11 protein-coding genes are annotated in these 14,858 nt (G+C 52.0%); 4 read left to right on the top strand and 7 right to left on the bottom strand.

The features are described from left to right. Positions 1-10: 10 nt before the first annotated feature. The 5 genes from EHT25_RS06765 to EHT25_RS06745 form a co-directional block, all read right to left on the bottom strand. Complete coding sequence (locus EHT25_RS06765) at positions 11-1,165, bottom strand: sialidase family protein (protein ID WP_124872573.1); 1,155 nt, start codon at positions 1,163-1,165, stop codon at positions 11-13. 29 nt (positions 1,166-1,194) lie between these two features. Continuing rightward, on the bottom strand, positions 1,195-2,961 hold the full coding sequence (locus EHT25_RS06760; protein WP_124872571.1) for a sialidase family protein: 1,767 nt from the start codon (positions 2,959-2,961) through the stop codon (positions 1,195-1,197). Between the two features lie 89 nt (positions 2,962-3,050). Continuing rightward, positions 3,051-3,962 (bottom strand): dihydrodipicolinate synthase family protein, encoded by a 912-nt coding sequence (locus EHT25_RS06755; protein ID WP_124872569.1) that lies wholly within the window; start codon positions 3,960-3,962, stop codon positions 3,051-3,053. A gap of 192 nt (positions 3,963-4,154) precedes the next feature. Next, positions 4,155-5,627, bottom strand: coding sequence for a RagB/SusD family nutrient uptake outer membrane protein (locus tag EHT25_RS06750; protein WP_124872567.1), 1,473 nt, complete (start codon positions 5,625-5,627; stop codon positions 4,155-4,157). Positions 5,628-5,640: 13 nt separating this feature from the next. Continuing rightward, the gene (locus tag EHT25_RS06745; protein ID WP_124872565.1) at positions 5,641-8,829 is read right to left on the bottom strand and encodes a SusC/RagA family TonB-linked outer membrane protein; all 3,189 of its coding nucleotides are present in this window, start codon (positions 8,827-8,829) and stop codon (positions 5,641-5,643) included. A gap of 197 nt (positions 8,830-9,026) precedes the next feature. Here EHT25_RS06745 and EHT25_RS06740 point away from each other — a divergent pair, with 197 nt between their 5' ends. Then, a complete protein-coding gene (locus EHT25_RS06740) occupies positions 9,027-9,722 on the top strand; it encodes a FadR/GntR family transcriptional regulator (RefSeq protein WP_124872563.1) in 696 nt (231 codons plus the stop codon). 55 nt (positions 9,723-9,777) lie between these two features. Here EHT25_RS06740 and EHT25_RS06735 read toward each other — a convergent pair whose 3' ends face one another. Beyond that, positions 9,778-11,646 carry a patatin-like phospholipase family protein gene (locus EHT25_RS06735; RefSeq protein ID WP_124872561.1) on the bottom strand — a complete coding sequence of 623 codons (1,869 nt, stop codon included), beginning with the start codon at positions 11,644-11,646 and terminating at the stop codon, positions 9,778-9,780. A gap of 184 nt (positions 11,647-11,830) precedes the next feature. After that, positions 11,831-11,953, bottom strand: a complete 123-nt coding sequence (locus EHT25_RS33295) for a hypothetical protein (protein WP_262707815.1) — start codon at positions 11,951-11,953, stop codon at positions 11,831-11,833. Here EHT25_RS33295 and trpF point away from each other — a divergent pair. The 3 genes from trpF (at position 11,937) to EHT25_RS06720 (ending at position 14,248) form a co-directional block, all read left to right on the top strand. Continuing rightward, on the top strand, positions 11,937-12,563 hold the full coding sequence (gene trpF, locus EHT25_RS06730; RefSeq protein WP_124872559.1) for a phosphoribosylanthranilate isomerase: 627 nt from the start codon (positions 11,937-11,939) through the stop codon (positions 12,561-12,563). The two genes, EHT25_RS33295 and trpF, sit on opposite strands and share 17 nt — an antisense overlap. Before the next feature lie 144 nt (positions 12,564-12,707). Further along, complete coding sequence (locus tag EHT25_RS06725) at positions 12,708-13,223, top strand: PspC domain-containing protein (RefSeq protein ID WP_124872557.1); 516 nt, start codon at positions 12,708-12,710, stop codon at positions 13,221-13,223. 14 nt (positions 13,224-13,237) lie between these two features. Then, the gene (locus tag EHT25_RS06720; protein WP_124872555.1) at positions 13,238-14,248 is read left to right on the top strand and encodes a toast rack family protein; all 1,011 of its coding nucleotides are present in this window, start codon (positions 13,238-13,240) and stop codon (positions 14,246-14,248) included. Positions 14,249-14,858: the final 610 nt, after the last annotated feature.

Genomic DNA, 14,858 nt, shown 5'->3' with positions numbered 1-14,858 from the left:
ACGACCGATTCTACCGCAAAAAATCCTTTTCTTCCAGTTTGACGCGCAGTTCACCCTGCATGACGGTGATCCAGAGCAGGCCCGGTTTTTCTTCAAAAATGTACGGGTACGACAGGCGGGGCTGGGTGCCGCGCTCGGCGAAAACGACCGGTTTGCTCCAGGTTTTGCCCTCGTCGCTCGAAAACGCAATCGACAGCTCGTCGCGGTGGTTGCTGGCCGGAACTTCCGACCATTGGTTATCGCCCCCGCTGAGTTTGTATTCCACTTTCCCCTCCGGAAAACGGCGGTTCCAGACCAGCACCAACTTGCCGTCTTTCAGTCGTTTAAGCAAACCGGGGGCCGAGCTGGCGCTGATTTTGGTCGGGTTAAAACCGCTCCAGGTAACGCCGTCGTCTTTCGAATAAGCCTCCCAGAAGCTGCCCCAGTTGGTGCGGAGCAGCAGCCACAAACGGCCATCCTTCAACTGCTCGACGGTCGCTTCCGTCACCCCGCCGTGGTGGCCGGTGCCGCCCAGGTCGATAATGGTACTGCGGGTCCAGCTTTTGCCGTCGTTTTTCGATGAATAGGTCAAAACGGAATGCCGACCCGGGTTGTGCTGCATCATCATGGAGGTAAAAACGATGCTGCCGTCTTTGGTTTCGATCATGTCACGAATCGCTCCGGTCCACTCGTCGTGCAGTTTTTGAACATCCTGCCAGGTTTTTCCGCCGTCGAGACTGCGGACGGTGTAGGTCGGCAATTTGGCGTCCGGCGAATCGGAAATTTCCTTCTGCCAGTTCCAGTTGGCGCGTTCTTTCAGGTTCATGCAGGCCAGAATAATTGCCCCTTTTTTGGTGCGGATCAACGCCCGTTCCTCACTGATCTCAAATTTTTCGGGATCGTTGAAAATCGTGTATTCCGTCCAGGTTTTGCCTTCGTCCTTGCTAATCAGGCTTTTGGTTTTCAGAACTGTCAGAATACCGCCGTCGGCCAGTCGAACAAACGGCCCCATTTTTAGCCCCGGGATTTCCTGGACCTTGTCGGCAATCCAGGAACCCGAAGTCGTCGTTTTGCCACCGGATTTGTCAAGCCCGGTGGTTTGGGCCAATACCGTTCCATTATTCAACACGGCCAGCCCGCTGATAAATAGCAAGATGGCCGGTTTTATTGATTTTAAGACGTTCATACAAAAAAATGTTAAGGGTTTAGAGTCAGCTAGTTATTGTTCTTTTGGGCGGAAAGTGCTACTGAACGAATCATAAAGGTGGCCGGAGGGACGGAATGCTCAGCGAGCCCGATCCGCAGGTAATTAAGGCCACACCCGGGTCGACGATGGAAGTCGGATTGGGCTGCCAGCCGGCCGTTGACGTACAAATTGGCTTTGTTTTCCGCCGAATTCCACCGGATTTCCAAAACCGTCCGGCGGTTTTTCGGCGGTTTTCCCGGGCGGTTGGCGGGTTTAAACACAAACCCAACTACCGCGTGATCAGCGGCTTTTGAGTCCGTCGAAACCGAGAAATGATCGGTTAGCATCAGCGAAACCACTGGCGAATCCAGCGGTAGTTCCAGCTCAACTTTCAACGTTCCCTGGGCGGTCGCCGGGAAATTCCAGAGGGCTGCCGCATTCGTTTTTCCGCTACCCGCAGTCACCAGCAAGGCATTCTGTCCGGTTTTGGGATCTGGCGTTAACCGAATCAGGCTGTCGGCGTCATACAACGTCCATTGCACCAGACCGGCCGAAAAATCGTCCCGGACTTCGGCTTGTTCGAGCCAGTCGGGATCAAACAGCACCATCGCTTTGGCTTCACCCTGCCCGGCCACGAAGGCCACTTTCCCGGCGATGGTTTCCGCTGCCGACGCATACGCGGTGCCCCGGTCGCTGGTGGCTTTTTGTTGGGCCGATGGCGTGGTCAATACTTCCCGAAATCCTTTCCAGGTTTTTCCCTCATCCCGGCTTACGGCCGCGTGCAGCACTTCGCGACCTCCGGCGGCATAGCTGCGGGGATTGTCCCAGCGCTGGTTGCCATTGTAAAACAGTACGATACGATTATCCGAAAGCCGGAGCAGTTCCGCCGGTGAATCCGAAGAGATGAAGCGGGAGGGCTGAGCCGATTGCCAGCTCCTGCCGCGATCCGTCGAAAACGATTCGTACAATTGCCCTTTATTCGTGCGAATCAGCATCCACAACCGTCCGTCGGCCAGCTCAAGTACGTTGGGTTCAATCCCGCCGTAACGAACCGGCATGCTTCCGTCGATTTCGACTTGCAGTTGATCCGCCGACGGTTTCCAGTTTTGCCCGTTATCGTCCGAAAGCAGTACCAGAATGTCGTTCCAGCCGTAATCCTTCTGACCGTCTGCGGGTTTCTCCAGACGTTGCGGAACCGCTCTGGCGAATGAAATCAGCAATTCGCCGGTGGTCAGTTGAATAAAACTCCGCATCGAGCCCACGTAGCCGTCGTAAATTTTTCGGGGCGAACTCCACGGTTTTTCCGCAGCGGTTTTCCGGCAATACCAGACATCCAGGTGCTTACCCCGGTAGCCGTTATCGCCCGTGCTCCACAGGTGAAAAATGCAATTCAGCCCGCCATTCCGATCTTCCAGGACACGGTTGGCATAATACGCCTGGCCCGGCAGGTCCAGTTCCTTCACCGGCTCGGACCAGTGCAAACCATCCGGTGACGAAATCGACAGGAGTTTGTCGGCTTCGCCGGGGCGGTTGACGTAAAAAATCGTTAATCCGCCGTTTTTTGTACGGATGAGCGTGGCTTCATTCGTGGGGGCGGCTGTTACGAAAACCGGTTCAAAAACATCGGCCGCCCGTTGCGGGACCCCGCGCAATCGCATCCCGAACGACGACTCATCCGGGCGCTGCGCGTAACTTTCGATTCCCCAAAAAACACCGAGACAATACACGGAGATTCCGACGAATCGGGAATTCCGGAGCGTTGCGGTCAGGTGTTTGGGTAGAAATCGAATCGTCATTTTTACGGCGCAAGTACTGTTTTCGTGAAAAATCGCTGGCGATTGAAACCGGGCCGGTTTTTCATTCAGCCCGGTTTCAAGGCCGTCATTTAATTATTGACCAAGCCGCTCACGGCAGAAATCCGGTCGCAGATGTCCACGATGTCTTTCTCTTTCCAGGGCGAATTGCCAAGCCCCAGGGGCGGGTTGGGCGCACCGATGTTGATGTCGTGTTTGAGCAGCATGGCCTGGTGGAAGAACGACCAGATGTTGGGCAACACGTCGAAGATAATCTCCTGGAACGTAAGCATAAACCGGTTGCCCAGCTCAAAATTGCCTTTGATAAACTCTTCGCGCACAAACTTGCACTCCTCGCCCCAGAGGTTGAAAAAACTCCCGATGGCACCTACGGTTCCGCAGAGCGTGGCCTGGCAAAACAATTCGTCGGCCCCGCTGAACAGCACCATTTTGTCCTGCGACAGAATGTGAATCAGGCTGATTTCGTACAGGTTCTGCGTCGTGAGTTTCATGCCCGCAATGTTGGGCAGCGCGAGAATCTGCTCGATGTACTTCCGCGCGTCGCCACCAAAAACACTGTGATTACCAATGTGGTACGGAAAAAACGGAATGTCGATGGATGACCCGATGGCGGAGTAGTGTGCCAGGGCATTCCGGACGCCGGACTGGTAATAAATCGGCCCGACGGTCGAAATACCGTAAACGCCCATTTCCTGCGCCGACTGCGCCAGCCGGATCGATTCGTTCGTGTTCAGCGCGCCCACCTGCGCGATCACCGGCATGGCTCCGTTGACGGTTTCCATTACGGTTTGGGTAATCGCCATCCGTTGTTGTTCGGAGAACAAAAACCCCTGCCCGGTGGAGCCTAAAATATACAGCCCGTCCAGTTTTTGTTTAATGCATAATTCGACAATTTTTTCAAGTTGTTGAAAATCAGGATTTCCGTTTTGATCGACTGGTGTGAATAGGGCTGGCCACAGGCCACCGATTGGGGAATGATTCATGGTGTTTGTGTACTTGTTTTTTGTAGTTTAAGGTTTTTGGTTTTTAGGTTTACGGTTTTCAGTATTCGGTAGCTGACGCATTCAATAAATATCGAATAATGAATATTGAATAGCGAATATCGAAGGTGTCAGCCACAGCGGGGAACCGCTCCGGCGGCCCACCGAAAACCGAATACTGAAAACCGTAAACCGCTATTCGTATCCCGGATTCTGGACGAGTTTGGAGTTGCGGCTCATCACGGTTTCGGAAAGCGGGAAGAGCAGCAGGTTGGTTTGACCTTTGCGGTCGGCGAGCGACGGAACCAGGTCGAAGGCTTTGTTGAAGCGGACCAGATCCCACCACCGTTTTCCTTCAAAAGCGAGTTCGAACAGCCGTTCCCGGAGAATTTCGTCGTCGTTGACGGTTTTTGACGATGACACGAACTTGTGTTTTTCAAACTGATCGCCGTACGCCCGTTGCCGCACCAGGTTGATTTCGGCCGAGGGGTCCTGACCGAGCGCATTTTTGGCTTCAGCAATCATCAGCAGAATGTCGGCGTAGCGGTAAATGATGATGTCGTCCAGAAACCGACGGCCGTTGGCGTCGATAAAACCGCTAAACTTGGTCATGATCGAGGTGTAAAAAGTCGGGTTGCCCTGCGCGTTTTTGCCGTAAATTTCCACGAACGATTTGTCCTTGCGTTTGTCGTCGGCCGTAAATTGCTTCCGCATCGTTTCCGAAGGCGCCCACCAGTTCATTCCACCCCCGAGACCGATTTTCTTCAGCGTTTCGGCGTCGGTTCCCGGCGGCAGATCGCTGTCGCGGATGTACATATCCCCGCTGTAGTTGTTGACCGCTTCCAAATCCTGATACCGCACCGCAAACACAATTTCCTTGTTGCCTTTGTTGGCGTAGCTGAACACATCCGCAAAATTAGGCAGCAGGCCTACATCGGTTTTCTGCACTTCCTGCAAAGCCGCCAGCGCGGTATTCAATGCACTTTCACCACCGTTTCGGCGCTTGGCAATCCATAAATAGACATCGCCTTTCAGGGCGTTGGCCGCCGGTTTCGACCACGCCCCCCGCCGGGTGGGATAGGTGTTGACCGGGAAAAGCTCCAGCGCTTTCGCCAGATCGTCCGTGATCAGTTTAAACATTTCATCTTCGCTGGCCCGCGGCTTGTAAATCGTGGCCGGATCGAACGACTCCGTGGGGTCCAGCAGCAACGGCGTTCCGCCCCAGGTGCGTACCAGTACGAAATACAGAAAGGCCCGCATCGTGTAGGCTTCGGCCAGGATGGTATTCTTCGTGCTTTCCGACGTGAACTTGATGCCCGGTGCGTATTTCAGAATCAGGTTAATGTCGTGAATGACCGTGTAAATGGTGCCCCAGTCAGGGCCCGGAGCGGTAATTTTGTTCAGACGGTTCTGGAAATACGGAATCCGGAAATCGGCATTCAGAATCCCGGTTCCCATGATTTCGCTGCGGGATTCGCCGAGGTAATACAGGTTGAAATCCGTGAAAGTCCGGAAACGGGCATACATCCCGCTGCGGGCGCCGGTCACATCTTCCTGCGTGGTCCAGAACGAAGCCGCCGTGATCTGGCTATCCGGTTTTACATCCAGTTCTTTATCACAGGAACACAGCAAAGAGATGAATATCAAGGCAATAAGGTTATTTTTCATGATCGTTCCTTAATTAAAATGACACATTCAGACCAACAATGAAATTGCGGGGAACCGGATACCGCCCGTTGTCCTGCCCACCTTCTTCGGGGTTCAGACCGGAATATTTCGTAAAATATTTCAGGTTATTAGCGGTTACATTCAGACGCAGGTTGCTCAGTCCGAGTTTCGTGGTGAGTGCGCCGGGAAAACTGTATCCGAGTGTAAGTTCACGGATAGCGAGGAAATCGCCTTTCTCAAAATACAGCGAATTCTGCCGGAAGAGGTTGCTTTGCACCTGCTGATCGGCGTAGTAATAGCGGGCAATGTCGGTCTGGTCACCCGGTTTTTGCCACGAGCGCAGAATGTCGTTCGACGCGTTGTTTTCGCCCACAAACTGACCGTTGTACAAGGCCCGCGTATAGTTGTAAATCGTGTGGCCCAGCGTAAAATCGGCCCGGGCATTCAGCGTAAAGTTCTTGTAGGCGAACGCCGTCGTAAAACCGCCGGTAACGGTCGGGTACGGATTGCCCAGATACACCCGGTCGTACGAATTGATCTGCTTGTTCCCGTCGACGTCCAGCCAGTTGACATCGCCCCCGAACTTGACTTTGCTGGCCAGCGGCACAATGTTGTCGATGGGTGCGGCAGCGGCTTCTTCGTCCGTAGCAAAAATGCCGAGCTGCTTGTAGGCGTAATAATCGCCGATGCGTCCGCCTTCCTGCAAACCACCACGCCACTCGTTTTTGCCGGTTTCGGGATCGTACACCAGCACTCCGCCGACCCTGTTTCGCTCGTTGCCATTGGCCGGGAGTTTCAGGATTTTCTGCTGATTGGTGGCGATGTTAAAACCGGCGTTCCAGTTGAAACCGGACTCTGTGCGGATGATCGTACCCGAAATTTCAACCTCAAAACCCCGGTTCTGTAGGCTGCCGTAGTTGGTCAGAATGGATTGAAAGCCGGTTTCCAGCGGCAGTTCGAGGTTGGTCAGCAGGTTGTCGGTCCGTTTGTTGAAATAATCGACGAGCAGGTTGACGCGTCCGTTGAACAGCCCGATGTCCAGACCGACGTCGTAGGTTTGCGTCTGTTCCCACTTGAGGTTCGAGTTGGGAATAACCGTATTCTGAATGGCCGCCGTGCCGTCGTAACGCGCGCCGACGTTGTAGTTGCCCTGCGCCTGAAAATCACCCAGTTGTCCCAGATTTCCATTGACACCGTAGCTCGACCGCAGCTTCAGGGTGTTCACTACGCCGGTCAGACCGAGGCTTTTCCAGAATGATTCGTTATGGATATTCCAGCCCACGGAAGCTCCGGGAAACAAACCCCATTTGTTGTTCAAACCGAGGTTGGAAGCCCCGTCGTAGCGGGCGTTCAGCGAAAGCAGGTATTTCTGCGCGAAATTGTAGTTGGCGCGGCCGAAAAAGCTGATGATCCGCTGGCGGGTAATCGAGCTGCTGACAGCAACCGCCGTAGCCGAAGCGTTCAGCGTCGGAATAATGTCCGTCGAAGCGCCCTGGCCCGTGGCCGACAGCATCGATATTTTCCGGTCAAAATAGGAGGTACCCAGCATGAAATCCAGGCCGTGCTGGTTGATGCTTTTGTTGTACGACAGAATCGCGTCGACCTGCTGCTGCCAGTGCGTCTGGCGCATGCCCGTCGCCACCCGCGAATCGATGAACGCCAGGGGGCCGTTCAGGTACGATTTCTGGAAGGAGTTGTTGTTGGTTTCGATGACGTAGAGCGAGGTCGAAGGCTCGAACGTCAGCCCCGGCAGGATATTCCAGGTCAAACCGCCACCAAGTGTGAGTCGGTATAATTGGTTATCGGTGGTATAGCGGTTTAACTGGTACAGCGGGTTCCCGATCGAGCGGTTAAAACCGGGTGACATGGTTCCGTCTTCAAAATACAGTTTAGCCGTAGGCGGAAGGGCCAGCGCCCGCTGGAAAATCTGGTTATCGTTGAAAACCTGATTGTTACCCGAATTGGTAAAGTTGGTAAAGGCGTTCACTTTCAGCTTCTCACGAATCTTCAGATCACCGCTCAGATCGAAGGTAAATCGCCGGAAATCCGTGTTGATGGCGATCCCCTGCGATTTCAGATACCCCACACCCAGGTTGTAACTGCCTTTTTCGGTGCCGCCCATTGCGCCCAGATAATAGTTCTGGGAAATACCGGTTTGAAACAGCACATCCTGCCAGTCGGTATTTTTAAAGATGAGGGTTTTGGTCGGATCGGCGGGGTCGGCAATGCTTTCCCAACCTTCGCTGAGTTTATACTGGTTCTGGGGCGTGAGGTATTGCACCGTCGAATACGTGCGGTTGGAAAGATCGTTACCGGTTCCAAAGCTGTTGGCAATGCTCAGCACGCTCATGCGTTCCGGAATCTTTTTAGCCGAATTCAATACGCCCAATCGGCCAAAGTAGACGTAATCCCGCGCCGACATCATGTTATACTTCTTCGCCAGTTGCGAAAAGGTGGTGTTTTGGCGAAACGTAATCTGCATTTTCCCGGCTTTCCCCTTTTTCGTTGTAATAATCACCACGCCGTTCGCGCCCCGCGCGCCGTAAATTGACGTGGAGGAAGCATCTTTCAGCACTTGCAGGGTTTCGATGTCGTCGGCATTGATGTCGTTCATGTCGGCCCGGATGACGCCATCAATAATGTATAAGGGAGAAGAACCGTCCGGATTGTTGATCGAATTTCCGCCACGAATGATGACCCGTGGAGCAGCACCGGGCTGGCCGGTGGTCGTCTGCACTCGAACGCCCGGTAAGGTTCCCTGCAAAGCCGAAGCCGCATTGGCGTAGGGAATGTTTTCCAATACCTTGTTATCCAGCTTGGAAATCGAAGTGGTGACGGTTTCGCGGGATTGCGAGCCGTAACCGACGACAACGACTTCGTTCAGGGTTTTCTGATCCGGTTCCAGCACGACACTCAGCTCGGTTTGGTTACCGGGCGTCACTTCTCGGGTGACGTAACCGATGTAACTAAAAACCAGTGTTTTGTCGGCGGGGGCATTGATGGTGAATTTGCCGGCGGCATCCGTTGTGACCCCGGTCTGAGTGCCTTTGACCACCACGGTTACAAACGGGAGAGGTGCGTTGTCGGCTCCCGAAGTGACAGTTCCTTTGACCAATGGCGTCTGGGCATTTGCGAGATGCCCCAGAATCAGCCAGCAACAAAGAACGATGAGCTTAAAAAAGTTTCCTGGCAGTGTCTTCATGGAAGTAGATAGTTAGAATCATAGAATGATATAGTGGGATGTGGCTGTAAGGGAGAATTAAATACTATCTTTTCATTTGTCCTACAAATATAATAGTCGTATTTTAATTACAATGAACTTGTATAAAAAAAGATATAATCCTTCAAAAAGTGATTAATACAACCGGTTTGCATTACATTTGCACCAAAAAAAAGACAATGAATCCCAAATCAGGCCTGTTGGAACCCTTGGAGAGTTTATCGATGACGGACCGTGTCGAAAATATCCTGCGGGAGTATTTTACCGAGAACGCTTTCAAACCGGGTGATGCGCTCCCAAACGAACTGGAGATTGCGCAGAAACTGAATGTCAGCCGGAATGTCGTGCGGGAAGCTCTGAGTCGGTTACGGATGCTGGGGATGGTCGAGGCCCGTCCCCGTCGCGGGATGATCATGGCGCAACCGGATTTGCTGGCCGGGATTGAGAAAGTGCTGAATCCGTTTATTCTCAGCAAGAGTAATCAGAAGGATATTTTTGAATTGCGGCTGATTCTGGAAATGGGGATTGCCGAATTTTTGTTTGCCCGGAAAACGCAGCAGGACCTGGACGAGCTGGAAGCGATTGTCGAAAAACAGAAAACGCTACCGGTTTTAAGCAAAGAAGACGAAATCGAATTTCACGGGAAGCTGTATGATATGACCGGTAACGAAACTTTCCAGCGGTTTCAGAGTTTGCTGTTCCCGGTTTTTGAACATGTTTTTGCGACTCTCACCACCACCGCCGACCATGTTGCACCCGCTAACCCGGTTACGCACTACGATCTGTTCAAAATCCTGAACGATGGCACGCCGGAAGAATTCCGAAAAGCAATGCACATTCATTTATCGGTTTATTATAATTCGATCCGGCGGTAGTTGGGCGATCTTCTAGAAAACCGCCCAACTGCCGCCGGATTGCCACCAGAAAATCTCAGGACCGGTAGGCCGCCAGTTCGGTGTCGCTCATCTGCTTCAGAACGATCATCGCGTGTTCGTATCCTTTTTCAACAATTTTATCATAAGAACTCCACTTCATCAAGCTAAACCGGCTGACATCGGGGTTGAAATACAGATCGACGATTTGTCGGGCTGCCCCGCGCTGTGACGAACTGTAGAGCAGCGTTGAATTGAGCAGAATCGAGGAAAGCGAAGGCAGGCGGTATTTACGCTGCTTTTTAGCCCGAAACCGGTCGCGCAGCAGCGCCGTCGGGCTGGGAATGCGGGTGATCGTCAGTTTCCGGGGCTTGTCGATCGTGAGATCCACGCCAATGATTTTTCCAACGGGCATCCGGCTCATTACATCGGCCGGGAAATTATTGAACGAACCGCCATCCACCAGAAAATCATCGCCATCGATGATCGGTGGAAAAACACCCGGAATGGCCGTCGTGGCCCGCAGGTAATAAATCATTGATCCCCGGGTGTGGATTTCCGGCCGGGCCTGCGTGTAATTGCTGGAGAGCGTAAAGAACGTTAGCCAGGAATCTTCAATGTCTGGTTCGATATTCCCCAGAAAATCGCCGATGGTATTTCGGATCATCTGCTCCATCCGCTGGCCGCGGATGAGGGAAATCAGCGGGAGGAAGTTGTAATCTTTTGATGGATTGAACAACGCTCCTTTCCGGGCGTGTTTCCGGACTGTCTCGGCCGGTTGATCAAACGATATGGCACTGGCAATTAAACCGCCCACACTGGTTCCGGCCACAAAGTCAATGGGGATGCGGTACTCCTGAAGGGCCTTCAAGACGCCTATGTGCGCAAATCCGCGTGCACCGCCCCCGGCCAGTACGAAACCGATGGCCGTGTTGCTTAATATGCGGCTCAATCGGGCCAGATCGCGCTCCGAATCCCGGCGAATGTGGTAGTGGGCATGAATCTGGGGGCGTTTGTTCAGCCAGTTTGACGTATGTCGGGGAATGAGGGTGTCGGCCGGATGAATGAGGATCAGGGTTTCGGCCTGTCCGTTAATTAACCCTTTTTGAGACAGTTGATCTTCAACCGCCGACCGATCTGAGGGTTGCTGGGCGTCGGCCAGCAGTAAGATGTCGTCGGCCTGATGGACACAGAATTGCGACCACTCCGACAGCGTACCCCCCGAATCCGCCGGATCGGCAACGAGCAACACGTACTCATACTGGGACTCCAGGTCATCGAGCCGGTGCGAAAACTGGCGGAGCGGAGAGTCGGCGGTGTTGTCGTTCTCACCGGTTTTCAGTTGACTGAGCTGGTCGCTTGTCAGCAACAAAACCGTACCTTTCAGCCGCAGGAGTTCATGAAGTTTTTGCGCAATTCCGCTTAAATCGACCGTAGTGTGCAGTGCAAGCAGGCAAATATTGACCGGTTTTTTGTGAAAACGCTCCGAAAATGGCGTTTTTTTCAGTCGTTGAATAATGCACCTGGCCATGTTTAAGGCAACCGCCGGGTGTTTGTTGATGACCTGATCGAAGGCGGTTTTCGACAGGCGGACCAGCACCGTATCCCGCAGCGCAAAAACGGAGGCATTCCGGGGTTCGTTCGTAATCAGGGCGGTTTCGCCCACCGTTTCGCCCCGCATGATTTCCCCGATTTTTCGGGATTGGCCGTTTTCCGCCGTTACCAAAGCCTGTAAGCGGCCGCTGATGACGAAATACATCGAATCGCCGGGCTCGTTCTGGCGTAACAGGCATTCGCCACCCCGGATTTCGACCCACTCCAGGAGGGGGGTAAGCGTGGCCAGGGTTGGCGCATCAAAGTCGCCGAATAACTGGGTGAGACTGGTTTGTAGAAGGTTGTTTTGGGCCGGATTTAGTCGGGTTGCCATGCAAGGGAGTAGGAATTAAGTTGTGTGAATCGCAGTCTGGATTTCAGAGCAGTGTGTCTGACAACAATGATAAATGTAAAAGGATGAAAAGTAAATGTATTCGACCTTCCCGCAAACAATTTTTATGGAATTCGTGGTTTGAATGTTCAAACCGGTCTTACTTTTGCGAAACGGGTTTCGGTTTTTAGATCAACCCCAGTGCTTCGGTGCTTTCCCGAACGGATTTGTTGTGATTTGTACACAACCATTCAAACGCACTGAAAACCGCAAACTGAAAACCAAAAACCAGCATGGCGCTTCGAACCATCGTTAAAATAAGTAATGTAACCAACCTGAGTGATGCCCGGTATTGTGCCGGCATGGGCGTCGATCTACTCGGTTTTTCGATGGACGCAAGTTCGCCGGAGTACGTGGCTCCGGATACATTCAAGGAAATCCGGTCGTGGGTGGCCGGTTTGCACATCGTCGGCGAAACGACGTCCATTGATGCCATCGAGATTGAGCGATTGCTGGAACAGTACCAACCGGACGTACTTCAGATCGAAGAATCGGCCTTATTACCCTACATCTCGACGTTCGATTGCCGGGTCATTCTGAAAACCGACCTTTCGCAACTGACGCTCGATCAGCTGGAGTCGTTCTTTTCATCCAGCCAGTCCGATCAGGTCGACTATTATTTACTCGAGTCAAAAGGCGCCATACACCTGGATGAGGACCTGAAAACCGTCTTAATAAATCTGGCGGCACGGTATCCCATTCTGCTCGGGATTGGCTTTACGGCGGATACCGTAACCGAAATTTTGGGCGAACTTCCGATTCAGGGAATTGCGTTGACGGGTGGAGACGAAGACCGTCCCGGTTCCCGGGATTTTGGCGATTTGATGGATATTCTGGAAATCCTGGAGACCGACGATTGAATTATTAGGTTAAACCCGGTAGTATGTATTACCTATTATCATGTAATACGTACTTTCATCCGAACCCGCGTCCATTCTTCCTTTCTTCCTTTCAAGCTACCGAAAACCGCTCTACGTTTACATCGTATTTTAACTAATACGCTCATGACTAAACGCTTAGAACGTCTTCGCGACGAAGCCAAATTGGGTGGGGTAGCCGCCGGTCTGGCCAATTATTTCAACATCGACCGAACCCTGGTTCGTGTCCTGTTCGTTGCCGGCTTTTTCCTGCCGCATGTTCCGTCCCTGATAATTTACATTATCTTGTGGATTGTATTACCGGAACGGGTTTCCGCTTATTCTTATTCAACTTATCAGTCTGAACCTTCAACTAATCTGTACACAACCATGAATTCGAATGAACGCAATGGTAACCTCGTCGGTGGGGCAATTTTGGTCGGAATCGGGTTTCTCTTTCTACTCGACCGGTGGTTTGACATCAATTTCGGCGACATGTGGCCGCTCATTCTGATTGGCATCGGTGCCTGGCTGATTGTCAAGGATCGGAACAAAGGTTCCCATCACGACGGACCTCCTTCCAACGACCGGTATACCAGCGGATCCGATCCGTACAATACCGGCACGTCTGATCCGTATGCTTCAAACAATCCGCCACAATAACCGCCCGCCGACACATGAAGCGAACAGGATTATTCTGGGGCATTGCCCTCATCACGCTGGGCGTGCTGTTTATGGCGCGGAATTACGGCTGGTTTTACATCGACTGGGATTTTTTCTCCCGGTTCTGGCCGGTCCTGATCATTCTGGCCGGTTTGAATCTGATATTCTCCCGGTCAAATCCGGCTGCGGCTCTGGTCACTACCGTTCTGCTGGCGGTTTCGGTGCCGCTCGCTTTCTTCGGATTTTTCCATAACGATCGCTGGAATCACGGCCGGTGGGGAAATGACAGGTACGACTATCGGTACAATCATGATGATGAGGACGATGATGATGACAATTCAAACGACGACGATCATGACAATGACGACGATCAGCATGAAAACCGCCCCAAGGTGCAAACCAGTCACATTGCTGAGCCGATGGATGCCACGATCGACCAGGCAACGCTGAAGTTTGAAAGCGGGGCGGGGCGGTTTTACATCGGCACGCCTTCCGATAGTCTGGTGGAAGCGGATACCAAAATGAGCGTCAGTAAATACAGCATGTCGGTCAACCGCAATGATAACTCACGTTCGGCGGATATTGAACTGAAGCTGGACGACGACGAAATTGACATTAAATCCGGGGAGTTGGTCAATCTGGTGGATCTGCGACTGAATGCGAAACCTACCTGGTCGTTTGACTTTGGAATCGGTGCCGGGCAGGCCAACTTCGATTTAAGCGCCTACGCCGTAAAATCGGTGAAGCTGGGGGCCGGAGCCGCCGAGATCGAATTGAAATTGGGTGACCGCGCTCCCTTGTCGGACGTAAAAATCGAGTCCGGGGTAACCTCAGTAACACTGAAAATTCCGAAAACTGTTGGTTGTCAGGTTGAAACCCAGGGCGCCCTTACGTTCAAAAAGCTCGACGGTTTTGACGAAATCGGAGGAGGAAATTACCAAACCCCGGGGTATGGGGCCAGTGCCAAAAAAATAATCATTCACTACGAAGGCGGGGTGTCCCGGTTTGCCGTTGAACGGTATTAAGACGTAGTCTGAAAATAACAAACTGACAATTTTGTGCGAATGGGCCAATGGGATTTGGCCCATTTTTTTGTGCCCGGATTTCTGGTGGGTGTCAACGATTTTTTCCTGATCCGGTTGCGGCTGGGAAATTCGGTTCAAACCAGAAAAGTCAGCATCGGAAATTAGATTTCCAAACGGATTTGACCCGGCCAGGAGTTGAACGGGCCGGAGTCAGTGCTAAGTAGAATCAGGGATCCACTTTCGAAAAAAAGGTGTACATAGTAAGGGACTGACGCTGGCAATAAATGTGACATATTAAAAATGTAAATTATTTTTGCCGCCGTTTAGTAATAATACCCAAATAAGATTGACTACAGGGAAATAATAGTTTAAAATACACCCAATTTTGTAATTAATGAAAATAATGTAATGTATTTTGAGTTTAGGTGCAATTATTTAGTTGAAATTTGCTCTATTTGTAAGTAAAAATAACATCTATTCTAATTCGTATTTTCTAATTGTCTAACGTATAATTCCTATAGTTGCGCGATACTGTTTTTTGCTAAGGTAGCCGGATCTGGGCGGGTAGGGCTGCCTCCTTATAAAAATAACGTGATGGCCGGGCTGAGTT

The sequence above is a fragment of the Larkinella rosea genome, from assembly GCF_003858635.1.
GTDB lineage: Bacteria > Bacteroidota > Bacteroidia > Cytophagales > Spirosomataceae > Larkinella > Larkinella rosea.
This window is presented reverse-complemented; position numbering and strand designations above follow the sequence as displayed.

What these genes read in the sequence shown, in the direction of transcription:
- EHT25_RS06745 (WP_124872565.1), bottom strand. Translation starts at nt 8,829, where the DNA reads ATGAAGACACTGCCAGGAAACTTTTTTAAGCTCATCGTTCTTTGTTGC.
- EHT25_RS33295 (WP_262707815.1), bottom strand. Translation starts at nt 11,953, where the DNA reads ATGGTTCGAAGCGCCATGCTGGTTTTTGGTTTTCAGTTTGCGGTTTTC.
- EHT25_RS06755 (WP_124872569.1), bottom strand. Translation starts at nt 3,962, where the DNA reads ATGAATCATTCCCCAATCGGTGGCCTGTGGCCAGCCCTATTCACACCA.
- EHT25_RS06750 (WP_124872567.1), bottom strand. Translation starts at nt 5,627, where the DNA reads ATGAAAAATAACCTTATTGCCTTGATATTCATCTCTTTGCTGTGTTCC.
- EHT25_RS06765 (WP_124872573.1), bottom strand. Translation starts at nt 1,165, where the DNA reads ATGAACGTCTTAAAATCAATAAAACCGGCCATCTTGCTATTTATCAGC.
- trpF (WP_124872559.1), top strand. Translation starts at nt 11,937, where the DNA reads ATGGCGCTTCGAACCATCGTTAAAATAAGTAATGTAACCAACCTGAGT.
- EHT25_RS06720 (WP_124872555.1), top strand. Translation starts at nt 13,238, where the DNA reads ATGAAGCGAACAGGATTATTCTGGGGCATTGCCCTCATCACGCTGGGC.
- EHT25_RS06760 (WP_124872571.1), bottom strand. Translation starts at nt 2,961, where the DNA reads ATGACGATTCGATTTCTACCCAAACACCTGACCGCAACGCTCCGGAAT.
- EHT25_RS06735 (WP_124872561.1), bottom strand. Translation starts at nt 11,646, where the DNA reads ATGGCAACCCGACTAAATCCGGCCCAAAACAACCTTCTACAAACCAGT.
- EHT25_RS06725 (WP_124872557.1), top strand. Translation starts at nt 12,708, where the DNA reads ATGACTAAACGCTTAGAACGTCTTCGCGACGAAGCCAAATTGGGTGGG.
- EHT25_RS06740 (WP_124872563.1), top strand. Translation starts at nt 9,027, where the DNA reads ATGAATCCCAAATCAGGCCTGTTGGAACCCTTGGAGAGTTTATCGATG.